Annotated in this window: 21 protein-coding genes and 2 tRNA genes; 8 read left to right on the top strand and 15 right to left on the bottom strand. The window is 66.8% G+C overall.

Annotated elements, in window-relative coordinates; genetic code table 11:
- Nucleotides 1-51: 51 nt before the first annotated feature.
- The 5 genes from ACFQQJ_RS07415 to eda form a co-directional block, all read right to left on the bottom strand.
- Nucleotides 52-1620 carry an acyl CoA:acetate/3-ketoacid CoA transferase gene (locus tag ACFQQJ_RS07415; RefSeq protein ID WP_377105339.1) on the bottom strand — a complete coding sequence of 523 codons (1569 nt, stop codon included), beginning with the start codon at nt 1618-1620 and terminating at the stop codon, nt 52-54.
- A gap of 67 nt (nt 1621-1687) precedes the next feature.
- Nucleotides 1688-1840, bottom strand: coding sequence for a hypothetical protein (locus ACFQQJ_RS07410; RefSeq protein ID WP_377105338.1), 153 nt, complete (start codon nt 1838-1840; stop codon nt 1688-1690).
- 195 nt (nt 1841-2035) lie between these two features.
- Nucleotides 2036-3703: a hypothetical protein gene (locus tag ACFQQJ_RS07405; RefSeq protein ID WP_377105337.1), complete on the bottom strand. Its 1668-nt coding sequence runs from the start codon at nt 3701-3703 to the stop codon at nt 2036-2038.
- Nucleotides 3704-3856: 153 nt separating this feature from the next.
- Nucleotides 3857-4963 carry a sugar kinase gene (locus ACFQQJ_RS07400; RefSeq protein WP_377105336.1) on the bottom strand — a complete coding sequence of 369 codons (1107 nt, stop codon included), beginning with the start codon at nt 4961-4963 and terminating at the stop codon, nt 3857-3859.
- 2 nt (nt 4964-4965) lie between these two features.
- Nucleotides 4966-5622 (bottom strand): bifunctional 4-hydroxy-2-oxoglutarate aldolase/2-dehydro-3-deoxy-phosphogluconate aldolase, encoded by a 657-nt coding sequence (gene eda, locus ACFQQJ_RS07395; protein ID WP_377105335.1) that lies wholly within the window; start codon nt 5620-5622, stop codon nt 4966-4968.
- Nucleotides 5623-5740: 118 nt separating this feature from the next.
- Here eda and ACFQQJ_RS07390 point away from each other — a divergent pair, with 118 nt between their 5' ends.
- The 4 genes from ACFQQJ_RS07390 (at nt 5741) to ACFQQJ_RS07375 (ending at nt 9568) form a co-directional block, all read left to right on the top strand.
- The gene (locus ACFQQJ_RS07390; RefSeq protein ID WP_377105334.1) at nt 5741-6532 is read left to right on the top strand and encodes an IclR family transcriptional regulator; all 792 of its coding nucleotides are present in this window, start codon (nt 5741-5743) and stop codon (nt 6530-6532) included.
- 91 nt (nt 6533-6623) lie between these two features.
- Nucleotides 6624-7796: an LLM class flavin-dependent oxidoreductase gene (locus ACFQQJ_RS07385; RefSeq protein ID WP_377105333.1), complete on the top strand. Its 1173-nt coding sequence runs from the start codon at nt 6624-6626 to the stop codon at nt 7794-7796.
- Nucleotides 7797-7848: 52 nt separating this feature from the next.
- Nucleotides 7849-8283, top strand: a complete 435-nt coding sequence (gene rpiB / locus ACFQQJ_RS07380) for a ribose 5-phosphate isomerase B (protein WP_377105332.1) — start codon at nt 7849-7851, stop codon at nt 8281-8283.
- Between the two features lie 247 nt (nt 8284-8530).
- A complete protein-coding gene (locus ACFQQJ_RS07375; RefSeq protein WP_377105331.1) occupies nt 8531-9568 on the top strand; it encodes a Gfo/Idh/MocA family protein in 1038 nt (345 codons plus the stop codon).
- 7 nt (nt 9569-9575) lie between these two features.
- Here ACFQQJ_RS07375 and hxlB read toward each other — a convergent pair whose 3' ends face one another.
- Nucleotides 9576-10136, bottom strand: coding sequence for a 6-phospho-3-hexuloisomerase (gene hxlB, locus ACFQQJ_RS07370; protein WP_377105330.1), 561 nt, complete (start codon nt 10134-10136; stop codon nt 9576-9578).
- Complete coding sequence (gene hxlA / locus ACFQQJ_RS07365; protein ID WP_377105329.1) at nt 10133-10789, bottom strand: 3-hexulose-6-phosphate synthase; 657 nt, start codon at nt 10787-10789, stop codon at nt 10133-10135. The genes hxlB and hxlA overlap by 4 nt, the downstream gene beginning before the upstream one ends.
- Nucleotides 10790-10815: 26 nt before the next feature.
- Here hxlA and ACFQQJ_RS07360 point away from each other — a divergent pair, with 26 nt between their 5' ends.
- Together ACFQQJ_RS07360 and ACFQQJ_RS07355 are read left to right on the top strand one after the other, a co-directional pair.
- The gene (locus ACFQQJ_RS07360) at nt 10816-11985 is read left to right on the top strand and encodes an alcohol dehydrogenase catalytic domain-containing protein (protein WP_377105328.1); all 1170 of its coding nucleotides are present in this window, start codon (nt 10816-10818) and stop codon (nt 11983-11985) included.
- Nucleotides 11986-12102: 117 nt separating this feature from the next.
- Nucleotides 12103-12651, top strand: coding sequence for a hypothetical protein (locus ACFQQJ_RS07355; RefSeq protein WP_377105327.1), 549 nt, complete (start codon nt 12103-12105; stop codon nt 12649-12651).
- Nucleotides 12652-12922: 271 nt separating this feature from the next.
- Here the strand turns inward: ACFQQJ_RS07355 and ACFQQJ_RS07350 are convergent, their stop codons facing one another.
- From ACFQQJ_RS07350 to ACFQQJ_RS07330, 5 genes are all read right to left on the bottom strand, one after another.
- Nucleotides 12923-13900, bottom strand: a complete 978-nt coding sequence (locus ACFQQJ_RS07350) for a hypothetical protein (RefSeq protein WP_377105326.1) — start codon at nt 13898-13900, stop codon at nt 12923-12925.
- A 136-nt stretch (nt 13901-14036) separates the two neighbouring features.
- Nucleotides 14037-15311, bottom strand: a complete 1275-nt coding sequence (locus tag ACFQQJ_RS07345; RefSeq protein WP_377105325.1) for a hypothetical protein — start codon at nt 15309-15311, stop codon at nt 14037-14039.
- Nucleotides 15298-15594, bottom strand: a complete 297-nt coding sequence (locus ACFQQJ_RS07340) for a hypothetical protein (protein ID WP_377105324.1) — start codon at nt 15592-15594, stop codon at nt 15298-15300. The genes ACFQQJ_RS07345 and ACFQQJ_RS07340 overlap by 14 nt, the downstream gene beginning before the upstream one ends.
- A 52-nt stretch (nt 15595-15646) precedes the next feature.
- Nucleotides 15647-16738, bottom strand: a complete 1092-nt coding sequence (locus ACFQQJ_RS07335; protein WP_377105509.1) for an ArdC family protein — start codon at nt 16736-16738, stop codon at nt 15647-15649.
- A 5-nt stretch (nt 16739-16743) separates the two neighbouring features.
- Nucleotides 16744-16908, bottom strand: coding sequence for a hypothetical protein (locus ACFQQJ_RS07330; protein ID WP_377105323.1), 165 nt, complete (start codon nt 16906-16908; stop codon nt 16744-16746).
- A 448-nt stretch (nt 16909-17356) separates the two neighbouring features.
- Between ACFQQJ_RS07330 and ACFQQJ_RS07325 the strand changes: the two genes are divergently transcribed.
- Both ACFQQJ_RS07325 and ACFQQJ_RS07320 read left to right on the top strand, forming a co-directional pair.
- Nucleotides 17357-17641 (top strand): helix-turn-helix transcriptional regulator, encoded by a 285-nt coding sequence (locus ACFQQJ_RS07325; RefSeq protein ID WP_377105322.1) that lies wholly within the window; start codon nt 17357-17359, stop codon nt 17639-17641.
- A 21-nt stretch (nt 17642-17662) separates the two neighbouring features.
- Nucleotides 17663-18826: a tyrosine-type recombinase/integrase gene (locus ACFQQJ_RS07320; protein WP_377105321.1), complete on the top strand. Its 1164-nt coding sequence runs from the start codon at nt 17663-17665 to the stop codon at nt 18824-18826.
- A 209-nt stretch (nt 18827-19035) separates the two neighbouring features.
- Here ACFQQJ_RS07320 and ACFQQJ_RS07315 read toward each other — a convergent pair.
- The 3 genes from ACFQQJ_RS07315 to ACFQQJ_RS07305 all read right to left on the bottom strand — a co-directional run bounded on the left by ACFQQJ_RS07315 (nt 19036) and on the right by ACFQQJ_RS07305 (nt 20267).
- Nucleotides 19036-19108 (bottom strand) — tRNA-Glu (locus ACFQQJ_RS07315).
- 70 nt (nt 19109-19178) lie between these two features.
- Nucleotides 19179-19250, bottom strand: a tRNA-Gln gene (locus tag ACFQQJ_RS07310).
- 36 nt (nt 19251-19286) lie between these two features.
- Nucleotides 19287-20267 (bottom strand): CPBP family intramembrane glutamic endopeptidase, encoded by a 981-nt coding sequence (locus ACFQQJ_RS07305; protein WP_377105320.1) that lies wholly within the window; start codon nt 20265-20267, stop codon nt 19287-19289.

The raw sequence follows: 20267 nt of genomic DNA, 5'->3' as shown, positions 1-20267 counted from the left end.
CCACGGCCCCCTGCCGGATCGACCACTGCCTGGCCATCATCCTCGTGCCCGTCAGCACGTTCGGTACTGGGTCGTCTGCAGAGACGGCCAGCCGATCGGCGCCTCATGGAAGTACGCCGAGTTCATGATCCGCAGGTCCTCATCCACACGGAACCTCGCGCCAATGATCGGAAGAAGATCACGCTCGAGATCGACCCCCGGTGCGATCTCGACCAGGCGCAGACCCTCATCATCCAGTTGAAACACTCCACGCTCGGTGACGTAGAGCACCTCCTGGTGCGTCTCCAAGGCCCGTCGACCGGAGAAGGAGATCTGCTCCACTGCGTCCACGAACTTCGGTGCGCCCTCGCGGCGCACCTGGACGCCGAGCATGCCATCCACGGAGATGTCGGCGCCCACAGCCGCCGTGCCAACGAAGATGACGCGACGGGCACCCTGAGAGATGTTGATGAATCCGCCGACGCCGGATATCCGATTGTTGAACCTGCCAACATTCACATTTCCCTGGCTGTCCACCTGGGCGAAGCTCAAGACGGCGAGGTCGAGCCCTCCGCCGTCGTACCAGTCGAACTGGTGGCCGGCGTCCAGTGTCGCCCAGGGGTTGATCGCCATGCCGAAGTCCGAGCCGCCGACCGGCATCCCGCCGACATGGCCCTGTTCGACAGTGAGCACGACCTGGTCGCTCAGCCTTTCCTCCGCAAGGACGTTGGCAACGCCGTCCGGCATACCGAAGCCCAGGTTGACGACGTCGCCAGCGCAGAGCTCCTCGGTGGCGCGGCGAGCGATGACTTTCCTCACGCCCAGCGGCATCGGCGCGGCAGCTGAGGCGGCTGCAATGGCCTGGCCGGTGAGCAACCGACTCTCACGTGTGGCGTGGGAAAGCCGCTGCTCTGGCTCCTCCACCACCACGTCGACCAGGACCCCCGGGACGCGGACCGACCGGGGCGGAAGTGACATGGCGGCGACGCGTTCGCGCACTTGCGCGATGACGATGCCACCGCTGTTGCGTGCGGCTTGGGCCGCAGACAGCGTCTCGGCGAGCAGCCCCTCGTCGGCCATCGAGATGTTGCCCAGCTCGTCGGCTTGTGACCCCCGGATCACTGCGACGTCGATCGGGAAAGCTTTGGTGAACAGCCACTCCTGACCCGCGAGCTCAATCACCTCGACGAGATCCTCGGACGCCGAGGCGTTCAGGCGCCCTCCCTCCTGGCGGGGATCAACGGTGGTGCCGAGGCCGACTTGGGAGATCACCCCTGGCCGGCCGCCGGCAACGGCGCGAAGGAGGTGCGAAAGGGTGCCTTGGGGGAGGCAGTACGCCTCGATGCGCTCTTCGACGGCTAGACGCTGCATGCGCGGGCTCCACGCCCAGTGCCCGCCAATCACCCGCTTGACCAAGCCCTCGTGGGCCAGACGATCGATGCCACCGCCCTTGGCATCACCCATGCCGGAGACGTGAACGATCGTGAGGTCCCGGGGCGCGCCCTCCGTAAGGAACCGCCGTTCGACCTCACGCAGGAATAAGTCGGGATCGTTCACTCCGCCGCCGGACCCGTCGACGAGCAGCGTGGCTTCGTCCGGAATCAGCCGGGCTGCTTGCGCGCTGGTGCGGAAGTCAGGCACGTGTCTCCTCCGTAGATGGGCGGCCTTGCGAGCGGAGTGTGGTTGCGGGCGGTACAGACGTCGCGCGCTAGCGTGCCGACATCGGCAACGCGCGTGCGACTTCGACCTCACGCAGGAATAAGTCGGGATCGTTCACTCCGCCGCCGGACCCGTCGACGAGCAGCGTGGCTTCGTCCGGAATCAGCCGGGCTGCTTGCGCGCTGGTGCGGAAGTCAGGCACGTGTCTCCTCCGTAGATGGGCGGCCTTGCGAGCGGAGTGTGGTTGCGGGCGGTACAGACGTCGCGCGCTAGCGTGCCGACATCGGCAACGCGCGTGCGACTCTGCTTGAAAACGCGCTTTTCCAAGGAACGAAGTTACCGACTGAAGCAACGGGTGTCAAGGGTTCGGCCCAGAGCGCCAAAAGGCTGCCGGACGTCAACAGAGCGCGGCCACAGCCGCGTCAGGATCGACCGGAATGCGCAGGAAGGTCAACCTTGGGGCCAGCGCGATGTTCTTCATGAATTGCCCAGCGGTCAACGGCGCCGAGATCGCGTCCAGCATTTCTGCCACCGGTCGACAGCCCAGCGCATGCCGCGCGGCAGCGAGACCGGGGACAGGGTTGGCTCGGTCGCTGGCCGAGAAGCGCGCAAGGGCCCAGACCTCGGGCTTGTAGGCATGGCCGACTCGGAACTGGGCATCCGGGGGAAGCACCAGTCGGGAACCGACCGCATCACCGAGTGACGGGGGGTCGTTTACAACCACGTCCAGGCCGGAAGCCGCGCCAGCCACACCAAGGCTGTTCAGCACCATCGTCACACCTGGCCCGGTCCGAGGGAGGCGCTCGATCGGCTGCCCGATGGTCACGTAGTAGCTCTGACCCTCGGCCTGGTCCGAGGAGGCCACACGGGCCATTTTGAAGCCGATGTCGTCGCTCCAGTTCTCCAGCGAGACCATCTCGCCGGGCACGTCGGCCACGAAGCGAGAGTAATAGGTCCGCTCGTCCGCGATCATTCCGTTCCAGAGCGCCGGCCGCAGCAGGGCTGTGCACGCCAGGGCCCAGACGAGGACTACTGGGGCGAGCCAGCGGCGGACGCCGTCGAACGGAACGAGCGCGATCGGGGCGAAGAACAGGAAGGCTGCCGGCAGCAGAAACCGGCCATGCATGAAGTCGCCACCGACGCTTACGACGAAGCCCGCGTGGACCAGTGCCGCCACCGGCATCGCAGCGAAGACCGAGCGCCCCGGGTCAGTCGCGCTGAACGCTCGCGCACCCAGCAGGATCGCGCCGGCCAGCAAAGGCAGCCAAAGCCAGTACGTGTTCACGAAGTCCAGGACGTACGCCAAGCCCTGACCGATGGAACCGTTCGCCTTCGCCAGCGCGGTGTTCGGAACCAGACACGCGAAGAAGCCCATCCGGAACACCTCGTAGGCCGTCGGCAGGGCGAGCGCGAGACCGGCCGCCGCCAGCCAGCCCCGAACGCCGCGCCGGCTCTGCACCAGAAGGGCGATCCCGAGTATCAAGGCGATCAGGGCGAAGTCCGGCCGCACCAAGGGACCCAGCCCGATCAGCACGGGCAGCGGCCACGGCCTCCACGCGGGGCGCCCCGCCATACCGACCGACCGCACCGCTAGTGCCGCGAAGCATGCCGCCAGCCAGGCCATGGAGAGGGAGGTCTCGAGGCCGGACGTCCCGAAGTCCCAGACGGGCGGCAGGGCCGCCACCACCGCCAGACCTACCGGCAGCAGTATGCCGCGGCCACGATTCAGGGCCGCGGCACCGACCGCAAGCAGCACGAGCGCGAGCGTGGTCAGTGCCGATCCGAGCACAACCATGACGAGACCGGTCTCGGCCCGGGGAAAAGCCGCCTGGCCGGCCCAGACCAGCCCGATCCAGAGTGTGCTCGTGCCCACCTCGACCCGGTCGTTGACGTTGTAGATCGGGCCGCGGCCGGCCATCAACTGCTGGATCACGCGATAGTTGATGAAGCCGTCGTCGGACACCCACCTCCGAAGCCACACCATGGTGGTAGTTGCAGCCACGATCAGCGCCACGAGCACATGGGTCACAGCACGGTGGCGCCGCAGCGTCGGCTCGACAGTCATGGCTCCTCATCAAACAGTGCGCCTGGGGCCAGCAGCCGCATGCGACCGTCGAGGCAGGCGAACGATAGCGTGCGTGACGGCTGCTCGCAGGCATCTGGCCGCACGCGGTCGGTGCTCGCGACCCGCCGAAGCGACCGGGCGGGCCGTCCGGGACTAGCGGTCGACGCGGGCGTTGCCGCCGCGGGCGAGCTTGAGGACTTCGTCGACGGTAACCATGGAGGTGTCGCCGGGGGTGGTCATGGCGAGGGCACCGTGTGCGGCGCCGAGTTCGACGGCCTGGGTGAGGTCGGCGCCGGTGAGCAGTCCGTAGATCAGGCCCGAGGCGAATGAGTCGCCCCCGCCGACCCGGTCGAGGATCTCAAGGTTCTCGCGGTGCGTGGCCTGCACGAGGCCGCTGGAAGGGGACCAGGCGACCGCACCCCAGTCGTTCACGGATGCCGACCTGACGGTCCGCAGCGTGGTCGCGATCACGCCCATATTGGGGTAGGTGGCGGCGACGGCATCGATCATCGCGGCGAACCCCTCGACTGGCAGGGTGTCGAGAGTGTGGTCGACGCCGGGTACCTCGAAGCCGAGGGCGGCGGTGAAGTCCTCCTCGTTGCCGATCATCACATCGACGTAGCGCGCGAGTTCCCGGTTCACCTCCTGGGCGCGCGGCTGGCCGCCGATCGCCTTCCACAAGCTAGGGCGGTAGTTCAGGTCGTACGACACCACGGTGCCGTGCTTCTTCGCCGCCTTCACCGCCGCCAATGCCGTCTCCGCCGATTGCTCCGACAGGGCTGCGTAGATGCCGCCGGTGTGCAGCCATCGGACGCCCGCCTCGCCGAACAGCCGGTCGAAGTCGACCTGGTCGGGACGCAGCTGCGCGATCGCGGTGTGGCCACGGTCGGACACACCCTTAGCGCCGCGGACGCCGAAGCCGCGCTCGGTGAAGTTGAGGCCGTTCCGCACCCCACGTCCGACCCCATCCGAGATGGCCCAATCGATCCATCGGGCGTCGACGCCGCCAGCCAGGATGAAGCCCTCGACTAGGTGGCCGACCTCGTCGTCCACCAGAGCGGTCACGACCGCGGTCGGCAGGCCGAACACCCGCGACAGACCACGGATCACGTTGTACTCACCGCCTCCCTCCCAGGCGGCGAAAGTCCGCGCGGTGCGGATGCGCAGGTCACCGGGATCCAGCCGCAGCATCACCTCACCCAGCGCCACCGCGGCGTAACGGCACTCCTCAGCGGGACGGAGCTCGATGGTGTTTGCCATGGTCAGACCGCCTTCGCGTAGGTGGAGGAAGCCGTAGCGGCTTCGCGGCAGAGCCGCTCAATGGTGGCAGTGTCGCCGGCGTCGACCGCGTCGGCGGGCACCATCCAGGAGCCGCCCACGGAGGCCACGTTCGGTAGCGAAAGGTACTCACCCAGGTTCGCGGCCGACACCCCGCCGGTCGGGATGAACTGCACCTGTCCGAATGGCGCACCGAGCGCCCTCAGCGCGGCAGGTCCGCCGTAAACGTTGGCCGGGAAGAACTTCACTGTGGTCAGCCCCAGGTCGAGCGCCGCCATGATCTCGGTCGGCGTCACCGCACCTGGAAACACGGGCAGGTCGTGCTGCTGCGCCCGGCGGACCACATCGGCGCTGAACCCGGGGCTCACTATGAACCGCGCCCCCGCCTCCGCCGCCTTGTCGACCTGCGCGACGTTCAGCACCGTCCCCGCCCCCACCAAAAGGTCGGGGTTCGCTGCCATCCGACGAATCGCCTCCGGCGCCGCCTCCGTCCGAAGCGTCACCTCCGCCACTGGTATGCCGCCGGCGACAAGTGCCTGACCCAGGCCAACGGCCCGATCGACGTTGTTGATGACGACGACCGGCACGATCCGGCTTCCCGACAGTTCACTCAAGACGGCTCCTCGCTCCTTGCGTTTCATTCTCTGAAACGCTACGTTTCGTTCAGCGACACAATCATGACGAAGCCAGGCCCGATCGCGCAAGATCCCCGGACCTGGGGAAGCTAGAGCCAGCGCAGGCGGACAGGAGGAGAGCCCGATGGCGAACGAATCGACCGGACTTCCCGTCGGTGCTGCCGATCGGGCTCTCGATCTGCTGCTTGCGCTAGCAGATGCCGGCCCGGCTGGAACAACCCTTGGCGAGTTGGCAAGCTCGGTCGGCATCAACAAGGCCACCGCATACCGAGCTCTTACCACCCTCCGCCTCAAGGGCTTCGCCACGCAGGACCGCGGCGGAGCCGCCTACCGGCTCGGGCCGGCAGCGTTCGACCTTGGGGAGCGCCAGTACAGTCCGACAAATCTTGCCCGGTCTCTCCATCCCGCGCTCGTTGCCCTGTCACGCAGCACAGAGGAACTCGTCAACCTAGGTGTCCTCGCCGGCGACCAGGTGCAGTACGTCGACAAGGTCGAGCCCGAGCGAGCGATCCGCGTGTGGTCCGCCGTCGGTCAGCGCGTGCCCGTCGCATCCACTTCCATGGGGCGCGCCCTGCTCGCTGCCCGACGGGTGCCCGACGAGATGCTGCACGGATACCTGCGCAGCGTTCCCGAGAGCCGGCCGGTCAGCCATGAGCGACTGCAAGAAGCGGTGTCCCTCGCCCGGAGCCGCGGCTATGCAGTCGAGATGGGCGAGAACGAACCCGACGTGGCCTGCCTTGGGACCGCCGTGATGCGGGGTCGGGCGCCGGTGGCCGCGATCTCGATAACGGCACCAGTCATGAGGATGACCGAGAATCGCCAAAGGGAACTGGCGGGGTTGATCGTGCGCGAGGCTGGCCCTCTTCTGCCCGACGGCCTGTCGCTAATGCCAGCGCTCACTACGTGGCGCCCGTGAGCCACTCACGCCGGTACGTGACATCTTCATCCCAGGACGCTTCGAGCGCCCAGTCTGCCGTGTGCCATCCCAGCGTCGAAAGGAGCCAGTCATGCAGCTCGGTGTCTTCAGTGTCGGTGACATCACCCCCGACCCGACGACCGGACGGACGCCGTCGGAGCACGAGCGGATCGTTGCCGCCGTGACGATCGCGAAGAAGGCCGAGGAGATCGGGCTGGACGTCTTCGCAACCGGCGAGCACCACAACCCGCCGTTCCACCCGTCCTCGCCGACGACGCTGCTGGGCTTCATCGCCGCGCAGACCTCGACGCTGCAGCTGTCGACCGCGACCACGCTGATCACGACCAACGACCCGGTGAAGATCGCCGAGGACTACTCGGTGCTGCAGCACCTGTCCGACGGCCGTGTGGACCTGATGATGGGACGCGGCAACACCGGCCCGGTCTACCCGTGGTTCGGACGCGACATCCGCGACGGCATCGCGCTGGCCATCGAGAACTACGCCCTGCTCCGCAAGCTGTGGCGCGAGGACGTCGTGAACTGGAAGGGGAAGTTCCGCACCCCGCTCCAGGGATTCACGCTGGCGCCGCGTCCGCTCGACGACGTGCCGCCGTTCGTGTGGCACGGCTCGATCCGCAGCCCGGAGATCGCCGAGCAGGCCGCCTACTACGGCGACGGCTTCTTCCACAACAACATCTTCTGGAGCATGTCGCACACCAAGCGCATGGTGAACCTGTACCGCCGCCGCTTCCAGCACCACGGCCACGGCCCGGCCGACACCGCCATCGTCGGGCTGGGCGGCCAGTTCTTCATGCGGAAGAACAGCCAGGACGCGATCAACGAGTTCCGTCCCTACTTCGACGTCGCGCCCGTGTACGGCTACGGCCCCACGCTGGAGGAGTTCATGGCCGAGACCCCGCTCACGGTCGGCTCGCCGCAGCAGGTGCTGGAACGCACCCTGTCGTTCACGAAGGACGTCGGCCACTACCAGCGGCAGCTGTTCCTCGTCGACCACGCCGGGCTGCCGCTGAAGACCGTGCTCGAGCAGCTCGACCTGCTGGGCGAGATCCTGCCCGACCTGCGCAAGGGCTACGCCGAGGGCCGTCCCGCGCACATCCCGGACGCCCCCACGCACGCCTCGCTCGTCGCTGCCAGGGACGCTGCCGCTGCGTCGGCTCCCGCCGAGCCGGAGCGGCAGCCGTCCCGGAAGGTTCTCGACGACGTCACCGGACGCTCCGCGGAGGTCGCTGCCGGCTTGGCCTGAAGCTCGCTCCCACTTACTTCTCCAGAACAGAATCGCAGAAAAGGATCACCCAATGAAGATTGCCGTTGCCTCTGACCACGTCGGAGTGGAGCTCCGCCACGAGCTGGCCCAGGAGGCCCGGGCTCTCGGATACGAGATCCTCGATCTCGGTCCGGCCGAAGGAGAGGCCGCGGATTATCCCGTCTATGGCGAGCTCGTCGGCCGAGCGGTCAGTGCCGGAGAGGCGGACCTAGGGATCTTGGTGTGCGGAACCGGCGTAGGCATCTCCTTGGCAGCCAACCGCGTGCCAGGGATTCGGGCCGTCGTCTGCTCAGAACCGTTCACCGCCGAACTGTCTCGGCGGCACAACAACAGCAATGTGATCGCCGTCGGCGCGCGGGTCGTAGGTGCCGGCCTGGCGCGAGCAATAGTCCGCGCATGGCTTACCGCAGAGTTCGAGGGGGGCCGACACGCCAGGCGGGTGGACATGCTCGACGCGATCCGGTGAGCGTTCGCCACTTAGGAACCCGCCGCGGCGGCCGATCGTGTCGTGAGCGGTCGCCCGGGACCAGCTGTTCGACTCGGTCGCGACTTTGGCAGCGTTATTCGACGCCGCTTGGATATCCATCGCGGGCGTCCGCGCGTGTATCGCCGGGACCACCATATTCGACGCTCGACTCCGAGCCAGGCAGTGGCGCCGAGTTCGGGTTGCGCATGGACAACCACATCACTTCAGCCTCTGCGAAGGTTCACTCATGACACCGACCTTGCCTCCGGCCCGGTACATCGACCCCGCGTCAGCTCCGCCATTCCGATGGGGAGTAATCGGGACCGGCATCGCCGGTCGGTTCGTCGATTCCCTTCACAGCCACACCACTCAGCGCGCGGTGGCCGTCGCTGCGCGAGACCTCGACAGGACCGAGGCCTTCGCGAGAGAGCACTCCGTTGAGCGGGTCTTCGGCACCACCACGGCCCTCATCGAAAGCTCCGAGATCGACGTGGTCTACATCGCCACTCCGCACCCCCAGCATCGCGACCTTGCTTTGGAAGCGATCGCGGCCGGCAAGCACGTCCTCATCGAAAAGCCCATCGCAATGTCGGCCCATGAAGCGTCTGACATCACTGCCGCCGGTCGGGCCGCAGGCGTGCTCGTCATGGAGGCGATGTGGACGCGCTACCTGCCCCAGTCAGACATCGTGCGCCAAGTTGTCGCCAGCGGCCTTCTCGGCGACCTGCGGCTCGTCCGGGCCGACTTCGGGTTCGTCATGCCATTTCTGCCCGATCACAGACTGTGGAGCGCCGAACTCGGCGGTGGCGCCCTGCTCGACGCAGGAATCTACCCGATCTCGTTTGTTTCCTCCGTCCTGGGCAGCCCTTCCATGGTGATCGCAAGAGGCTCCACGGCACCCACTGGTGTCGACGCGTCCGCGGATGTGATGTTGGCCAGCGCGGATGGCGCTACCGGCATTGCATCTACGTCGATCATCACCTCGATGCCTGTCACCGCCGAGATCTTGGGCAGTGCCGGTCGGCTTCTCGTCCACGGGCCCTTTATCGGGCCCTCCGGCCTTACGCTCACGACTGGCTCTTTCTTCGATGAGTCGAGCACCACCTGGATCGAACCGTCCCTGGCCATGTACGACGGCATGAGCTGCCAGGCCACGGCCTTGGCGAAGTACGTTGCCGAGGGACGCGTCGAGTCACCCGTCCACCCGCACGCCGAGATCGTGTCGATCATGGCGACGATCGACGAAGCACGGCACCAGATCGCGGCATTGCCGGTCAACGGCTAGACGGTCATTACTCAAGGTCGGCGTGACGGGCGTACATCGAGTCCGCGGTCTGGCCGAGCTCAACCATGAGCTCGAGGACGACGGCGTCATACGTCAGCAGCAAGAGCTGCTCAAAGGCGGAAGCCAAAGGCTGGAGCGACGTCTGCGCAGATTGCTCATGCAGCTTCGGAGACACGCCCGGCAGCACAAGAGTGAGATCGGCCAGCTGAGCGATCCGCGAGGCGCGATCCATGGTCATGGCGGCCACGCGCAATCCCGCGGCGTGGGCACTCGCAGCGAGCGCCAAAAGGCCCTCGGTCTGTCCCGAGCCCGAACCGATAATCAGGAGGTCTCCCGGGCGCGAGTGCGGACTGGTGACATCACCGACGACCGACACAGACTTGCCGAGGTGAAGGAGTCGGTTCGCGAATGCTCGGCTGGCGAGACCGGAACGACCCGCACCCGCGAGGAAGATCCGGTCCGCAGCGAGGATTTCCGCTACCAGCCGCTGCAACTGCTCGGCGTCTACGCTGCGGGCATTGCGCGTGAGTTCTTCCAGGATGGCGGCCAGCTTGTCGTGGGCGCTCATATCGCGACTCCCCTCACCAACTGGTGGATCTGCCAGGCCTCGGCGACCGGGTCCGGCGCCGAAATGATCCCGCTTCCCACAATCACCACCTGAGGGCGGTAATGAAGGTATTGCGCGAGGGTCGCAGCACGGATGCCTCCGGCGACAGCCAGACAAAGCCCCGTGCCCGCGGCCGTTAGCTCGCGCAGGTCGTCAAGCGGCGAACGTCCGAGTGCCTGCTGGTCCACGCCGGTATGCACCGCAAGCATGTCCACCCCGAGCGCGGCGAGCTCCCTCGCCCGCACGGGCAGCTCGCGAACACAGATCATGTCGGCAACCACTTTCGTGCCTGGCCGCTCTCGCGCCGCTCGGACCGCCTCCCGAACCGAACCATCATCAGTCAGCGCGAGAATCGTCACATAGTCAGCCCCGGCATCGAAGGACATGGCCGCTTCGTCGTGGGCGGCGTCCATGATCTTCGCGTCGCTCAGCAGCTTGATAGCCGGATGTTTGGCCTTGATCTCTGTGATGATGTCGACCCCGTAGCGCATGAGCAGCGGCGTTCCAACCTCGACGATGTCCACTGCGGATGCCACCTGCTCCAGCAGCGAGAACAGATCCTCACGCGCGATATCGTCCAGTGCCAGTTGAAGCTGTGGTGGAGAAGGGCTCACGCGCGCAACTATTCCTCACCTTTCCCGTGCGGAGGAAGGCCGCGGCAGATCATCAGAGGGACGCGATCGTCGAGATCACGACCAGCGCGATCTGCGGCACCGACCTGCACTTCGTGCGAGGCACCATGGCCGGCATGAACCCCGGCACGGTGCTGGGGCACGAGGCGGTCGGCGTCGTTCGTGAGGTAGGACCAGGGGTGCGGAACCTGCGTCCCGGTGACCGGGTTGTGGTGCCCTCGACGATCGGCTGCGGCTACTGCTCCTGCTGCCGGGCCGGCTACTTCGCCCAGTGCGACAAGGCCAACCCCAACGGCGCCGCCGCGGGGACGAGCTTCTTCGGCGGCCCGGCGCCGACCGGCCCGGTTGACGGGCTGCAGGCCGAGTACGCACGGGTGCCGTTCGCCAACGTGGGGCCGGTGTGGCTGCCGGACGAGGTGAGCGACGACCAGGCCATCATGCTGTCCGACATCTACCCCACGGCGTACTTCGGCTGCCGGCTCGCGGAGATCGGCCACGGCGACATCGCGCTGGTGCTCGGCGCGGGGCCGGTTGGCCAGTTCGCCGTGACGAGCGCGTTCCAGCGGGGCGCCGGAAGGGTCCTGGTGGTGGACGGCATCGGCAGCCGGTTGGAGCAGGCGCGCCGGCGCGGAGCCGAGGCGATCGACTTCAATGCCGAGGACCCGATCGAGGTCATCAAGGAACTCACCGGCGGCATTGGTGTCGACGGGGTGGTGGACGCCGTCGGCGTCGACGCGCAGAAGCCGAAGTCGGGGCCGGCGGCCGGGGCCGTGTCGTCGCTGGAGGAAGCCTTCGAGGCCGAGCGGAAGCAGGCGGCACCGGAGACGAATCCGTCCGGCGGCAACTGGGTTGCCGGTGACGCGCCGAGCCTGGCCTTGCGGTGGGCGGTGCAGGCGGTGGCGAAGGCCGGCACGATCGGCATCATCGGGGTCTATCCCCCGGCCTTCGAGACCTTCCCCATCGGGGAGGCGATGAACAAGAACCTGACCATCAAGGCCGGCAACTGCAACCACCGCCGCCACATCCCGCGGCTGCTCGACCTCGTGCGTACCGGCGCCATCGACCCGGCGAGCATGCTCACCCAGGAGGTCGAGGTCCCCTCGGTCCTCGATGCCTACGCCACGTTCGACCGCCGCGAGTCGGGGTGGACCAAGGTCGCGCTGGACGTGGCCTCGTAGAGGCTCACCGGAGGCGCAGCCGCCGTCCAAGTCCACTTCGTCGCGGCGGGCCCTTCCCGCACCTGGCCGTACCCACCCGGGCACAGCACGAGAATCACCCGAATCAAGGAGAACAAAATGAGCGCATCCGACATCATCAGCGGCTGGCCCCAGGAATCACAGGAAGCCGCGCAGCTCGTAGTAGACACCTACGGCGAACCCCACGAGGCCACCGACTCCTACCTCATCTGGCACAACGTCGGAGCATGGAAGCGGATCGTCGCCTCCAAGCAGTTCTGGGCACACCAGTTCCCCGCACCCCACATCGACGCCGTCCAGAGCTTCATCGACTACCACGTCCCCGTCGACAAGGTCGGTGAACTGGCCACGTTCGACGGAAGCGTCATCGTCGATCGCACCGCCGGCGAGGTCTCAGCACGATGCCACGACGAGCAAGCGAACAACCTGGCCCTGAACCTCATGCATGACATCGTCTCGGGAGCGAAGGACGTCACCCAGGCACGCACGTACTACGCAACCGAGTTCCTCAACGCAAGACGCAAGCAGGCCACCCCCTACATGGACACGCTCAGGGTGTCCGCCGGCGTTGATACGCCCGACCCCGACCAGAGGCTGCTCTCCGACGACGACCTCGATAAGGTCAAAGCCGCGGGCTCACGATCGTGACGTCACACCTCGGGACCAGGTTGCTGAATTCGAACTCGAGCTCGTCCGTGAACGTGGACGGGAAGGCATCGCCGATCCGGCATCTCGTGAGCCGAGCCAATGCTGAGGCTGCCGCCCCAGTAAGGCGGTAGCGCGGGCCTGCGGCCACCTACAGCTCGTCAGTGAAAGCCGGAGTCGTTACGTGAACCGAAGCGTGCATGGTTGCCGATCCGGGTCGGACACCGAGCGAGTCAGCACAAATCCAACACACCTCGTGGGTTGAGTTCGAGCGTCACATCTCGAGGACGCTCCAGTCCCGGATGTAGAAGGCGAACCCGTCCGTGTCGTCGACCGCTTCGAACCCTAGGGTGAGGAGCCAGGCGTCGAACTCGTCGGCCAGGACCCGCTGAACAGCGTCGAGGGCGGTTCGATTGGTTCGGATGTTCCCGGGCGGTACCTGTCCGAGAGTCTCGACGAAACGACGCCAGTGTGGCTTGACCATCACGCGCCACAAGCGACTCTTCCTGACGTCGTCGCTGATGGCCCTCTTCGGTGAGACACCGTCGGGGATTCGGGCAGCAAGATAGGCCAAGAGTTTCCACGCTGTGTGCGTCTCCTGGACGATGCCGTACCACAGGCGCTCGACGTCCAGGTGCTCCTGGTACTCGACGCAGGCGACGCGAACGAGTGCGGCATGCCAGTGCTCGAGAACCCCGGGCAGGTCCCATTCGTTGTCGGAGGAGACCGAATGGTCGATTGCTCGTTCTGCTCGGTACTCCTGGATCACCTGGTCAGCGACTGCCTCCAGGTTCATCCGTCCGCGCGGAAGATGGCTGAGTTCAGGATCGGTTTCGCCGGCTTGGGTCATCGCAACGTGCTGGCCCTCGTGAAGCACGGTGTGAATAGCGATGCGAGCACACGCGGCGTGTTGTTCCGGCGTCTTGTCGAGTGCGAAGAGGATGTCGGGAAGGAGGACATCTATGGTGCCGTCGGGCATGGGCATGGTCTTTCCGCCCACCACGCCGGTGCTTCTGTCCATGCCGTAGCTGTCCCTGTAAGGGCCGGGCTCCATGCGCTGGCGAGCGGATTCCAGGAAGTCGCCGGTGATAATGAGACGGCACCGATCCGGCTCGACAGCGACCTGACCGAGCAATGCTGTGCACGCCGCGATCAACTCAGAAGCGACAGGTTCTTTCAGTGTCATGCCGAGCAGGGTCGGATCGGTGAACTCGAGCTGGATACTGGGCAGGCGGGGAGCTGAGTCCTTCACTTTCCAAGTGTCGTATGTGCCACCGACACCATGCCGCCACAGAAGCCGGGCGGCACTCAAACGGTCGCCTTGAGCTGTGGGGGCGCTTTCGCGGCGCGACCGGGCTTCAGCCCCCGGAAGGGATCGCTAGAGGGCGTCAGCCTCCCGGCACCCAACCGTGCTGCGGCGGTCGGCCGGGCCGATCGATCGAGATGACTGAACTTGGTCCGATCAGTCCCCGTTCGCGGTGCAGGCTGAGGAACGGGGATGACGCGACGTGTTCCCAGACTGGCAGCGCCCGAACCCCTTCAACGTCTGCGCGGCGCAGCTGCTGCAGTAGTCCGATGGAGAGACGAAGGTCGGAGTTCGCACGTCGGGCTGAATCGGTCAAGGTCCACCCAAAATGGCTGCCAGGATCGGGAAGCCAGTCGCTGCGATGGGTGCCGGGATGCCGCGTCAGGTACGCCGGCCCGAGCGCGTCCGCGAGAACCCACAACCCTCCGGATGCCAAACGCTGCCGGAGTTGCGTCTCGTGTACCGCCCCGACCTCGCTCGCCGTGAGCAGCACCGACTCGAGTCCTGTCAATGACCCAGGTCCGGCGCACCACGTTCCCTTCGACATGGCCTCCTCGAGGTCTTTCGAGCACTGCCGCAACTCTCCGGATCGGCCATCGAGTCGGAGTTCGGTCGGCCAGTCCGCGGCAGCCTGCCAGGACTGGAAGGCTGCAAGTACCGCAGCCCGGACATGCGGCACTCCGCCGGCTTGACCCTCGTAGGTCGCGAGGTCATTCTCAACGGTGCAGCAGATGCGGGCGATGGTTGCGGCCGTCCTCTGGAAGGCGTACTTCGTCGCTCGGGTCGGGCTGCTGAGGATCTCGGTTGCGATACTGGCCCAACGGCTGATGGCATCATCGAGGCTTCCTGGTGCGGGTCCGAGGCGCAGAAGAGACACTGGCCCTTGCAGCGGCCGGGGCGGCACATGGGAGCCTAACTCGGTGCCCTCCGCGAGATCACGGAGCAGAAGCATCGCGGCCAAGTGCTGTCCCCGCGGAACGGCTCGCGCGAGGCTGGCTTCGGCAGCGAAATGGAGGCTCGCGAGGATGTTGGCGCGAAGTTGCGAGCGGTCCATCAGGCTCGCCGACCTCACTACGTCGGGACGGGAGCCGAGTGTGTCGGCGAGAACTCCCAAGGTGAGCGCGACTCTGGTCAGGGGCGAATCCTCGTCTCTTGTCTGGCCATCCGGCGCTCCGGCGAGTTGCTGCAGAATGGGCCTGAGTTCGATCGGACCCTCCAGGAGGTCGAGCACTCGCGTCGCATTGCGCGCCAGGAGCGCCCAGGCATCGGTAGTGAAGGGCAATGACGTGCTCTGCGCGACCATGAACTCCCGGGTGCGCTCCCGTAGCGAGTCAAGCAGAGCCTCAACGCTGGCCACGGTGGTTCACCTCGACGAGGACTCGGCTGAGTTCGGCCAATGCGTTGTTCGCCACCGGGTCTGCGGCCAGGACGAGATAATGGATGGCTGACTCGAGGGACGACTTCGCTCCCCCGCTCGGCGGCACCGATGACGCCGGCCCTATCCACTCGCTGAGCGTGTCCTGGACATCGAGGATTCGCGCGGCGAGAGCAAGCGCGTCGCCGCTCAGGTCGGATTGACTCAGCAGCTCGTGAACAGCGTGGCCGAGGTGAGCCTGAGCGATGACCGCGTCGTGATGCATCGGATGCTCTCTAGGCGAGGTCGCTCGCTGAAGACAGCTGCTGGGCCACGCCTCACCTCACCGACGCGGGCCGAGGGCCGAGGTCGGGCGACTTCGCCGCAGTTCTGGGGTCGCCTGCTCGGTCGTGCTCTCTACTGGCCACGATCTCCCACACCGGTGCAGAGCGGGTGGTTTCGAGCGTGATGGCCTCTTGGCTGGCGAGCAGGTCGCTGGTGGCGTCGCCGGACGGCTGGGTGTGGGCCAGGATGCGATGAGCGGCGGCGATCACGCGGTCGCCGGTTGCCTTCACGACTTGATCAATGCTGCGGGTGTCGCCACTGCGTCCTGCGGCCTCGGTCGCCCAGCCGGCGACGTAGTTGAAGGTGTACTGGCTGGCATCCAGTCCGTGGGCTCGGGTGACGAGGTATGCAACTGACTCAGCGACCACCTCGCTGATGCCACGGCAGTGCGTGGAGCCGTAGGCGGCGATGTCGTAGGGTTCCATGGTGAGAACGTGGCCGGCTTCGTGCGACAGCGTGCGGACGGCGTGGGCGTCGTCGACGTCGAGCCGCACGCGGACCTGTTTGGTGGTGAAGTCGGTGAGCCCGTTCGCGGCCCCGCAGTCTCCTCTGGCGACGGTGAAGCCTTCGCCGGCGAGGAGTTCGGTGAGGGCGTCCCACAGCCCCGGCGGCGCTTGGCCGACCAGGAGCTGGGGCTGCGGGCGCACGAGTTGGGGTGGCGGGTCGACCTGGGACGCGTCGAACACGCTTGCCACTTTCGTTCCCACCAGTTGGTAGCGGTGCAAGGGCCGTCCGTGGTCGTCAACGACGGGCCTGCCGTCGGCATCCTCGATCGGGACCTTGCGGGTGACTGGCGCGAAGACCTTGATGGCCTTCTCGCCGCGGCGCACTTGGTGTCCTTTGGCTTGCCAGGCACGGTAGCCGGCGACGAGCGTGGCGTCGGGTTTGGCCATGAGAATCAAGCAGGTATTCAGAAACGAGTATTGGTGGAACGATCCGGCGAAGGTGAGCCATCGCTGCCAGTTCTCGCGATCATCGAAGGTGATGAGCTTGTCGGCGAGGTCCTGGTGCATCTTCTCAATCAAGTCTCGCCGTGCCGCCTCGGCCTCGTCTCGCTCCTTTGGCGAGTACGGCTTGCGGACCATCTGGATCACTGACCTGAGATCTCGCGGTACTCACGCTCCAGCTCGGCCAGCTCGCGGCCCGTGACGCCCGCAGCGCGCCGGTCCGCGATCTGGTCGAGCAAGTTCTGCCGGACCAGCGGGAGGTCGGCCGGGACACCGCCGCACCTGATCTCGTAGTCGTCCTTGACCATTTGCCGGCTCCGATCGTTGTATGGGTGCTCACCCCACTAAGCCGATGAGGAGGGGTCGATTCGGACAGACTGCACGGCTTTTCTTCGACGAAAGTGGGCCGGGAGACTCGATCGCGGGTTCAGTTGTGTGCCCGGCGCCCGGCGAGTGCGACCAACCAAGCAGCCAATCAGGCCCGAAGGGGGTGGGGCACAAACAGGATAACTGCGCCCGTCAATGCCCCGACCCCAGGCATCGCGGGCACGGAACCCCGAGGGGGTCCCTTGGCTCCAAAGGCTCGCGGTCCGCTCGGCCCTGCCGGCTCCGCCGGGGGGGGGACGCCACCGCGGAGCACGATCGCCGTTGATGCAGTCTGACAGTGTTGAAAACTAGCCGTCGTTGTTTGTCCGAATCGAGGCTCGTTTTCGGCTTAGTGGTGCAGGGAGACCACCACGACACAAGGAGGACGCCATGACTCCCAGACCTAGCCCCGGATCTGCCGCCCGTGTTGCAGAAGAACCTGCGGCGAACGAGGTCGGCCAGGCCGGCACCTCGAACCCGGCGAAGGTGATCGAGGACCAGCTCCTCACCACAGCGGAGGTTGCGCTGATGCTGCGGCTGCCCCCTGCCACGCTACGCACATGGCGGTATCAGGGGATCGGCCCCCGCTCGTTCCACCTGGGACCGCGCGGCATCCGCTACAAGAGCAGCGACGTGGCCACTTGGCTCGACCGCCAGTACGGCGCGACTGGCTAGAGGCTCTGGGACGCAATCAGCATGGGAACCATCGACAAGCTGCCAAACGGCAGCTATTACGCGCGCTGGCGAACGCTGGACGGGAAGAGCCGCAGCAAGTCCTTTGAACGCAAGAAGGACGCCGAGGTGTACCTGGTTGGGGTTGAGCGCGCCAAGCTCGCCGGCAGTTACGTCGACCCGTCTCGGGCCAAGGTGAAACTGGGACCGTGGGCCGACCAGTGGCTCGCAGACAAGACGAACATCACGCCGAAGACTCGCGACCGCTACCAGAACGTGCTCGACGTCCACGTCAAGCCTCGTTGGGCTGAGGTTCAGCTGGGCAACATCCGCCATTCCGACGTTCAGCAGTGGATCGCCAGCCTCAAGCTCGCGCCGGCCTCCGTCCGGAAGATCCATCGCGTGTTCTCCCAAGTGCTGGCCGCTGCGGTACGTGACGGCCGGATCGGACGTAACGTGGCCGAGCAGATCTCCCTGCCCCGAATCCACGAGACGGAGAAGCGGTTCCTGACCCACCTCCAGGTCGAGGACATGGCCGAGCTGGTCGGCGGCCCTCAGTGGAGCCTGCTGGTGCGCTTCCTTGCCTATACCGGCCTTCGGTGGGGTGAGGTGGCCGCGCTTCGGGTCATGCGGGTCGACCTCGCCCGGCGGCGTGTCGTTGTCGCTGAGTCGGTCTCACCGATCAAGGGAGTGATGACCTGGGGGGCCACCAAGGGCCACGAGCGGCGGGAGGTTCCCTTTCCGTCCTTCCTGGTCGACGAACTGACCGACCTCGTTCGCGGCCAAGCCCCGGAGGCCTTGCTGTTCTGTGGGCCCCGGGGCGCCGTCCTGCGCTCCCAGACCTTCCAGCGCGCAGCGCTGACCCGGGCGGCGGAGGAGATGGGTCTGTGCGTGGTCAAGGTGGACGCATCCGGAAAGCCGGTCACCAAGATGGTCGGAGGGGTCGCCGTCCCGGTGTTCACCAAGCACTTCCACCCCCACGAGTTCCGCCACACCGCGGCCTCGCTCGCGATCGCGTCCGGCGCCGACGTCAAGGTCGTCCAGCGGATGCTCGGACACAAGTCGGCGACCATGACTCTCGACTTGTACGGCCATCTGTTCGCCGACCGGCTCGACACGATCGCAGACGCGATGGATGCCGCCCGCCAGGCTGCCGTGGCTGATCGCCGAAAGGCGGCTGGGTCGTGAGGAACCGTCGGCTCCACGGACGTCCCCGGGGTGCGTTCCGGAGCCCCGTCCAGACCATCGCGACGGCCGTGCGCAGAGCCTCTAACAGTGCCCAGAACGTCTTCACGCGGCGGAAACTGTGTTGGATTTGTGTTGAGTAGGCCTTCCTAGGCCCACTGTTCGAATAAAACCCCTTGCCAGACTTACGTCTGACAAGGGGTTTCACCTTGTAGCCCCGACGGGATTCGAACCCGCGCTACCGCCTTGAGAGGGCGGCGTGCTAGGCCGCTACACAACGGGGCCCTAGCTGTCGCTCGAGAGCGACGTCAGCGAACACTACCAAACCGCGCCGGGCGACTCGGAATCCACTGCGTTGGGGTACTAGGACTCGAACCTAGACTGACGGAACCAGAATCCGGCGGGCTGCCAATTACCCCATACCCCAGGGTTTGCCGGCCACGAGGGCCGAGCAGAGACTCTACTAGACCGCGGCCGGGGCACCAAACCGGGCGCCGGGGGTGGTCGTGGCGAGCCGCATCCGGCGGGCGATCCACAGGGCGACGGCGGCCGAGGCCGCAAAGCCGCCCACCGCCCAGGCGAGGCTGGCCCAGGTGGCCTGGCGGTCGCTGAAGGTCTCGACCATCGTGCCCGACAGTGCCGCGTACCCGAAGGTCAGCAGGTTGTTCACCACGTGCAGCGCGATGCCGGCCTCCAGCCCGCCGGTCCGCATCGCCAGCCAGCCCGCGATGAGGCCGAAGGCGAACGCGTAGATCAGGGCCTGGCTGTTGCCCGAGTGCAGCAGGGCGAACACGGCCGACGAGCCCACCACCGCGAACCAGGGGCTGGTCGGCGCGGTGGTGTGGATCGCCTGCATCAGGTAGCCACGGAAGAAGTACTCCTCGGCCGCCGCCTGCAACGGGGCCGTGAGCAGGATCGCGACGACGTAGCCCCAGAAGGCGGGCTCGGGAGCCACCACCCACGGCTCGCCGATCCGGGAGACCACCCACACCCCGCCGAAGACCAGCAGCGAGGCCCCGCCCGTGACGAGCGCGTAGCGCCAGCGGAAGCCCGGCTGCACGGAGGTGAGCCAGCGCGGGTGGAACCGGTGCACGAACAGCACCAGCGCGAAGCTGATCGGGATCAGCGTGGCCAGCGCCAGGTGGGTGGCCACCATGCCCGCCGGTAGCCCGAAGGACGCCGCCTGCGCGGTGTAGGACAGCACGTCGCCGGGGCTCCCCGCCAGGGACCACGACGCCCGGATGATCGCGAACGCCACCAGCGGGGCCAGCACCATGTACGTGGCCAGGCCGAGCAGCGCGCCGCCGATCCCGAGCATGACCCGCCGCCACGCCGGAACGGACGGGTCGTCGACGACGAGCACCTCCGGGTAGCGGACGCCCGGACGTGGCGCGTGCCGGACCCAGGCGTCGACGCGGGCCCTGAGCGCGTCCGCCCAGGCCAC

Source organism: Propionicimonas sp. T2.31MG-18 (assembly GCF_964266745.1).
GTDB lineage: Bacteria > Actinomycetota > Actinomycetes > Propionibacteriales > Propionibacteriaceae > Propionicimonas.
This window is presented reverse-complemented; position numbering and strand designations above follow the sequence as displayed.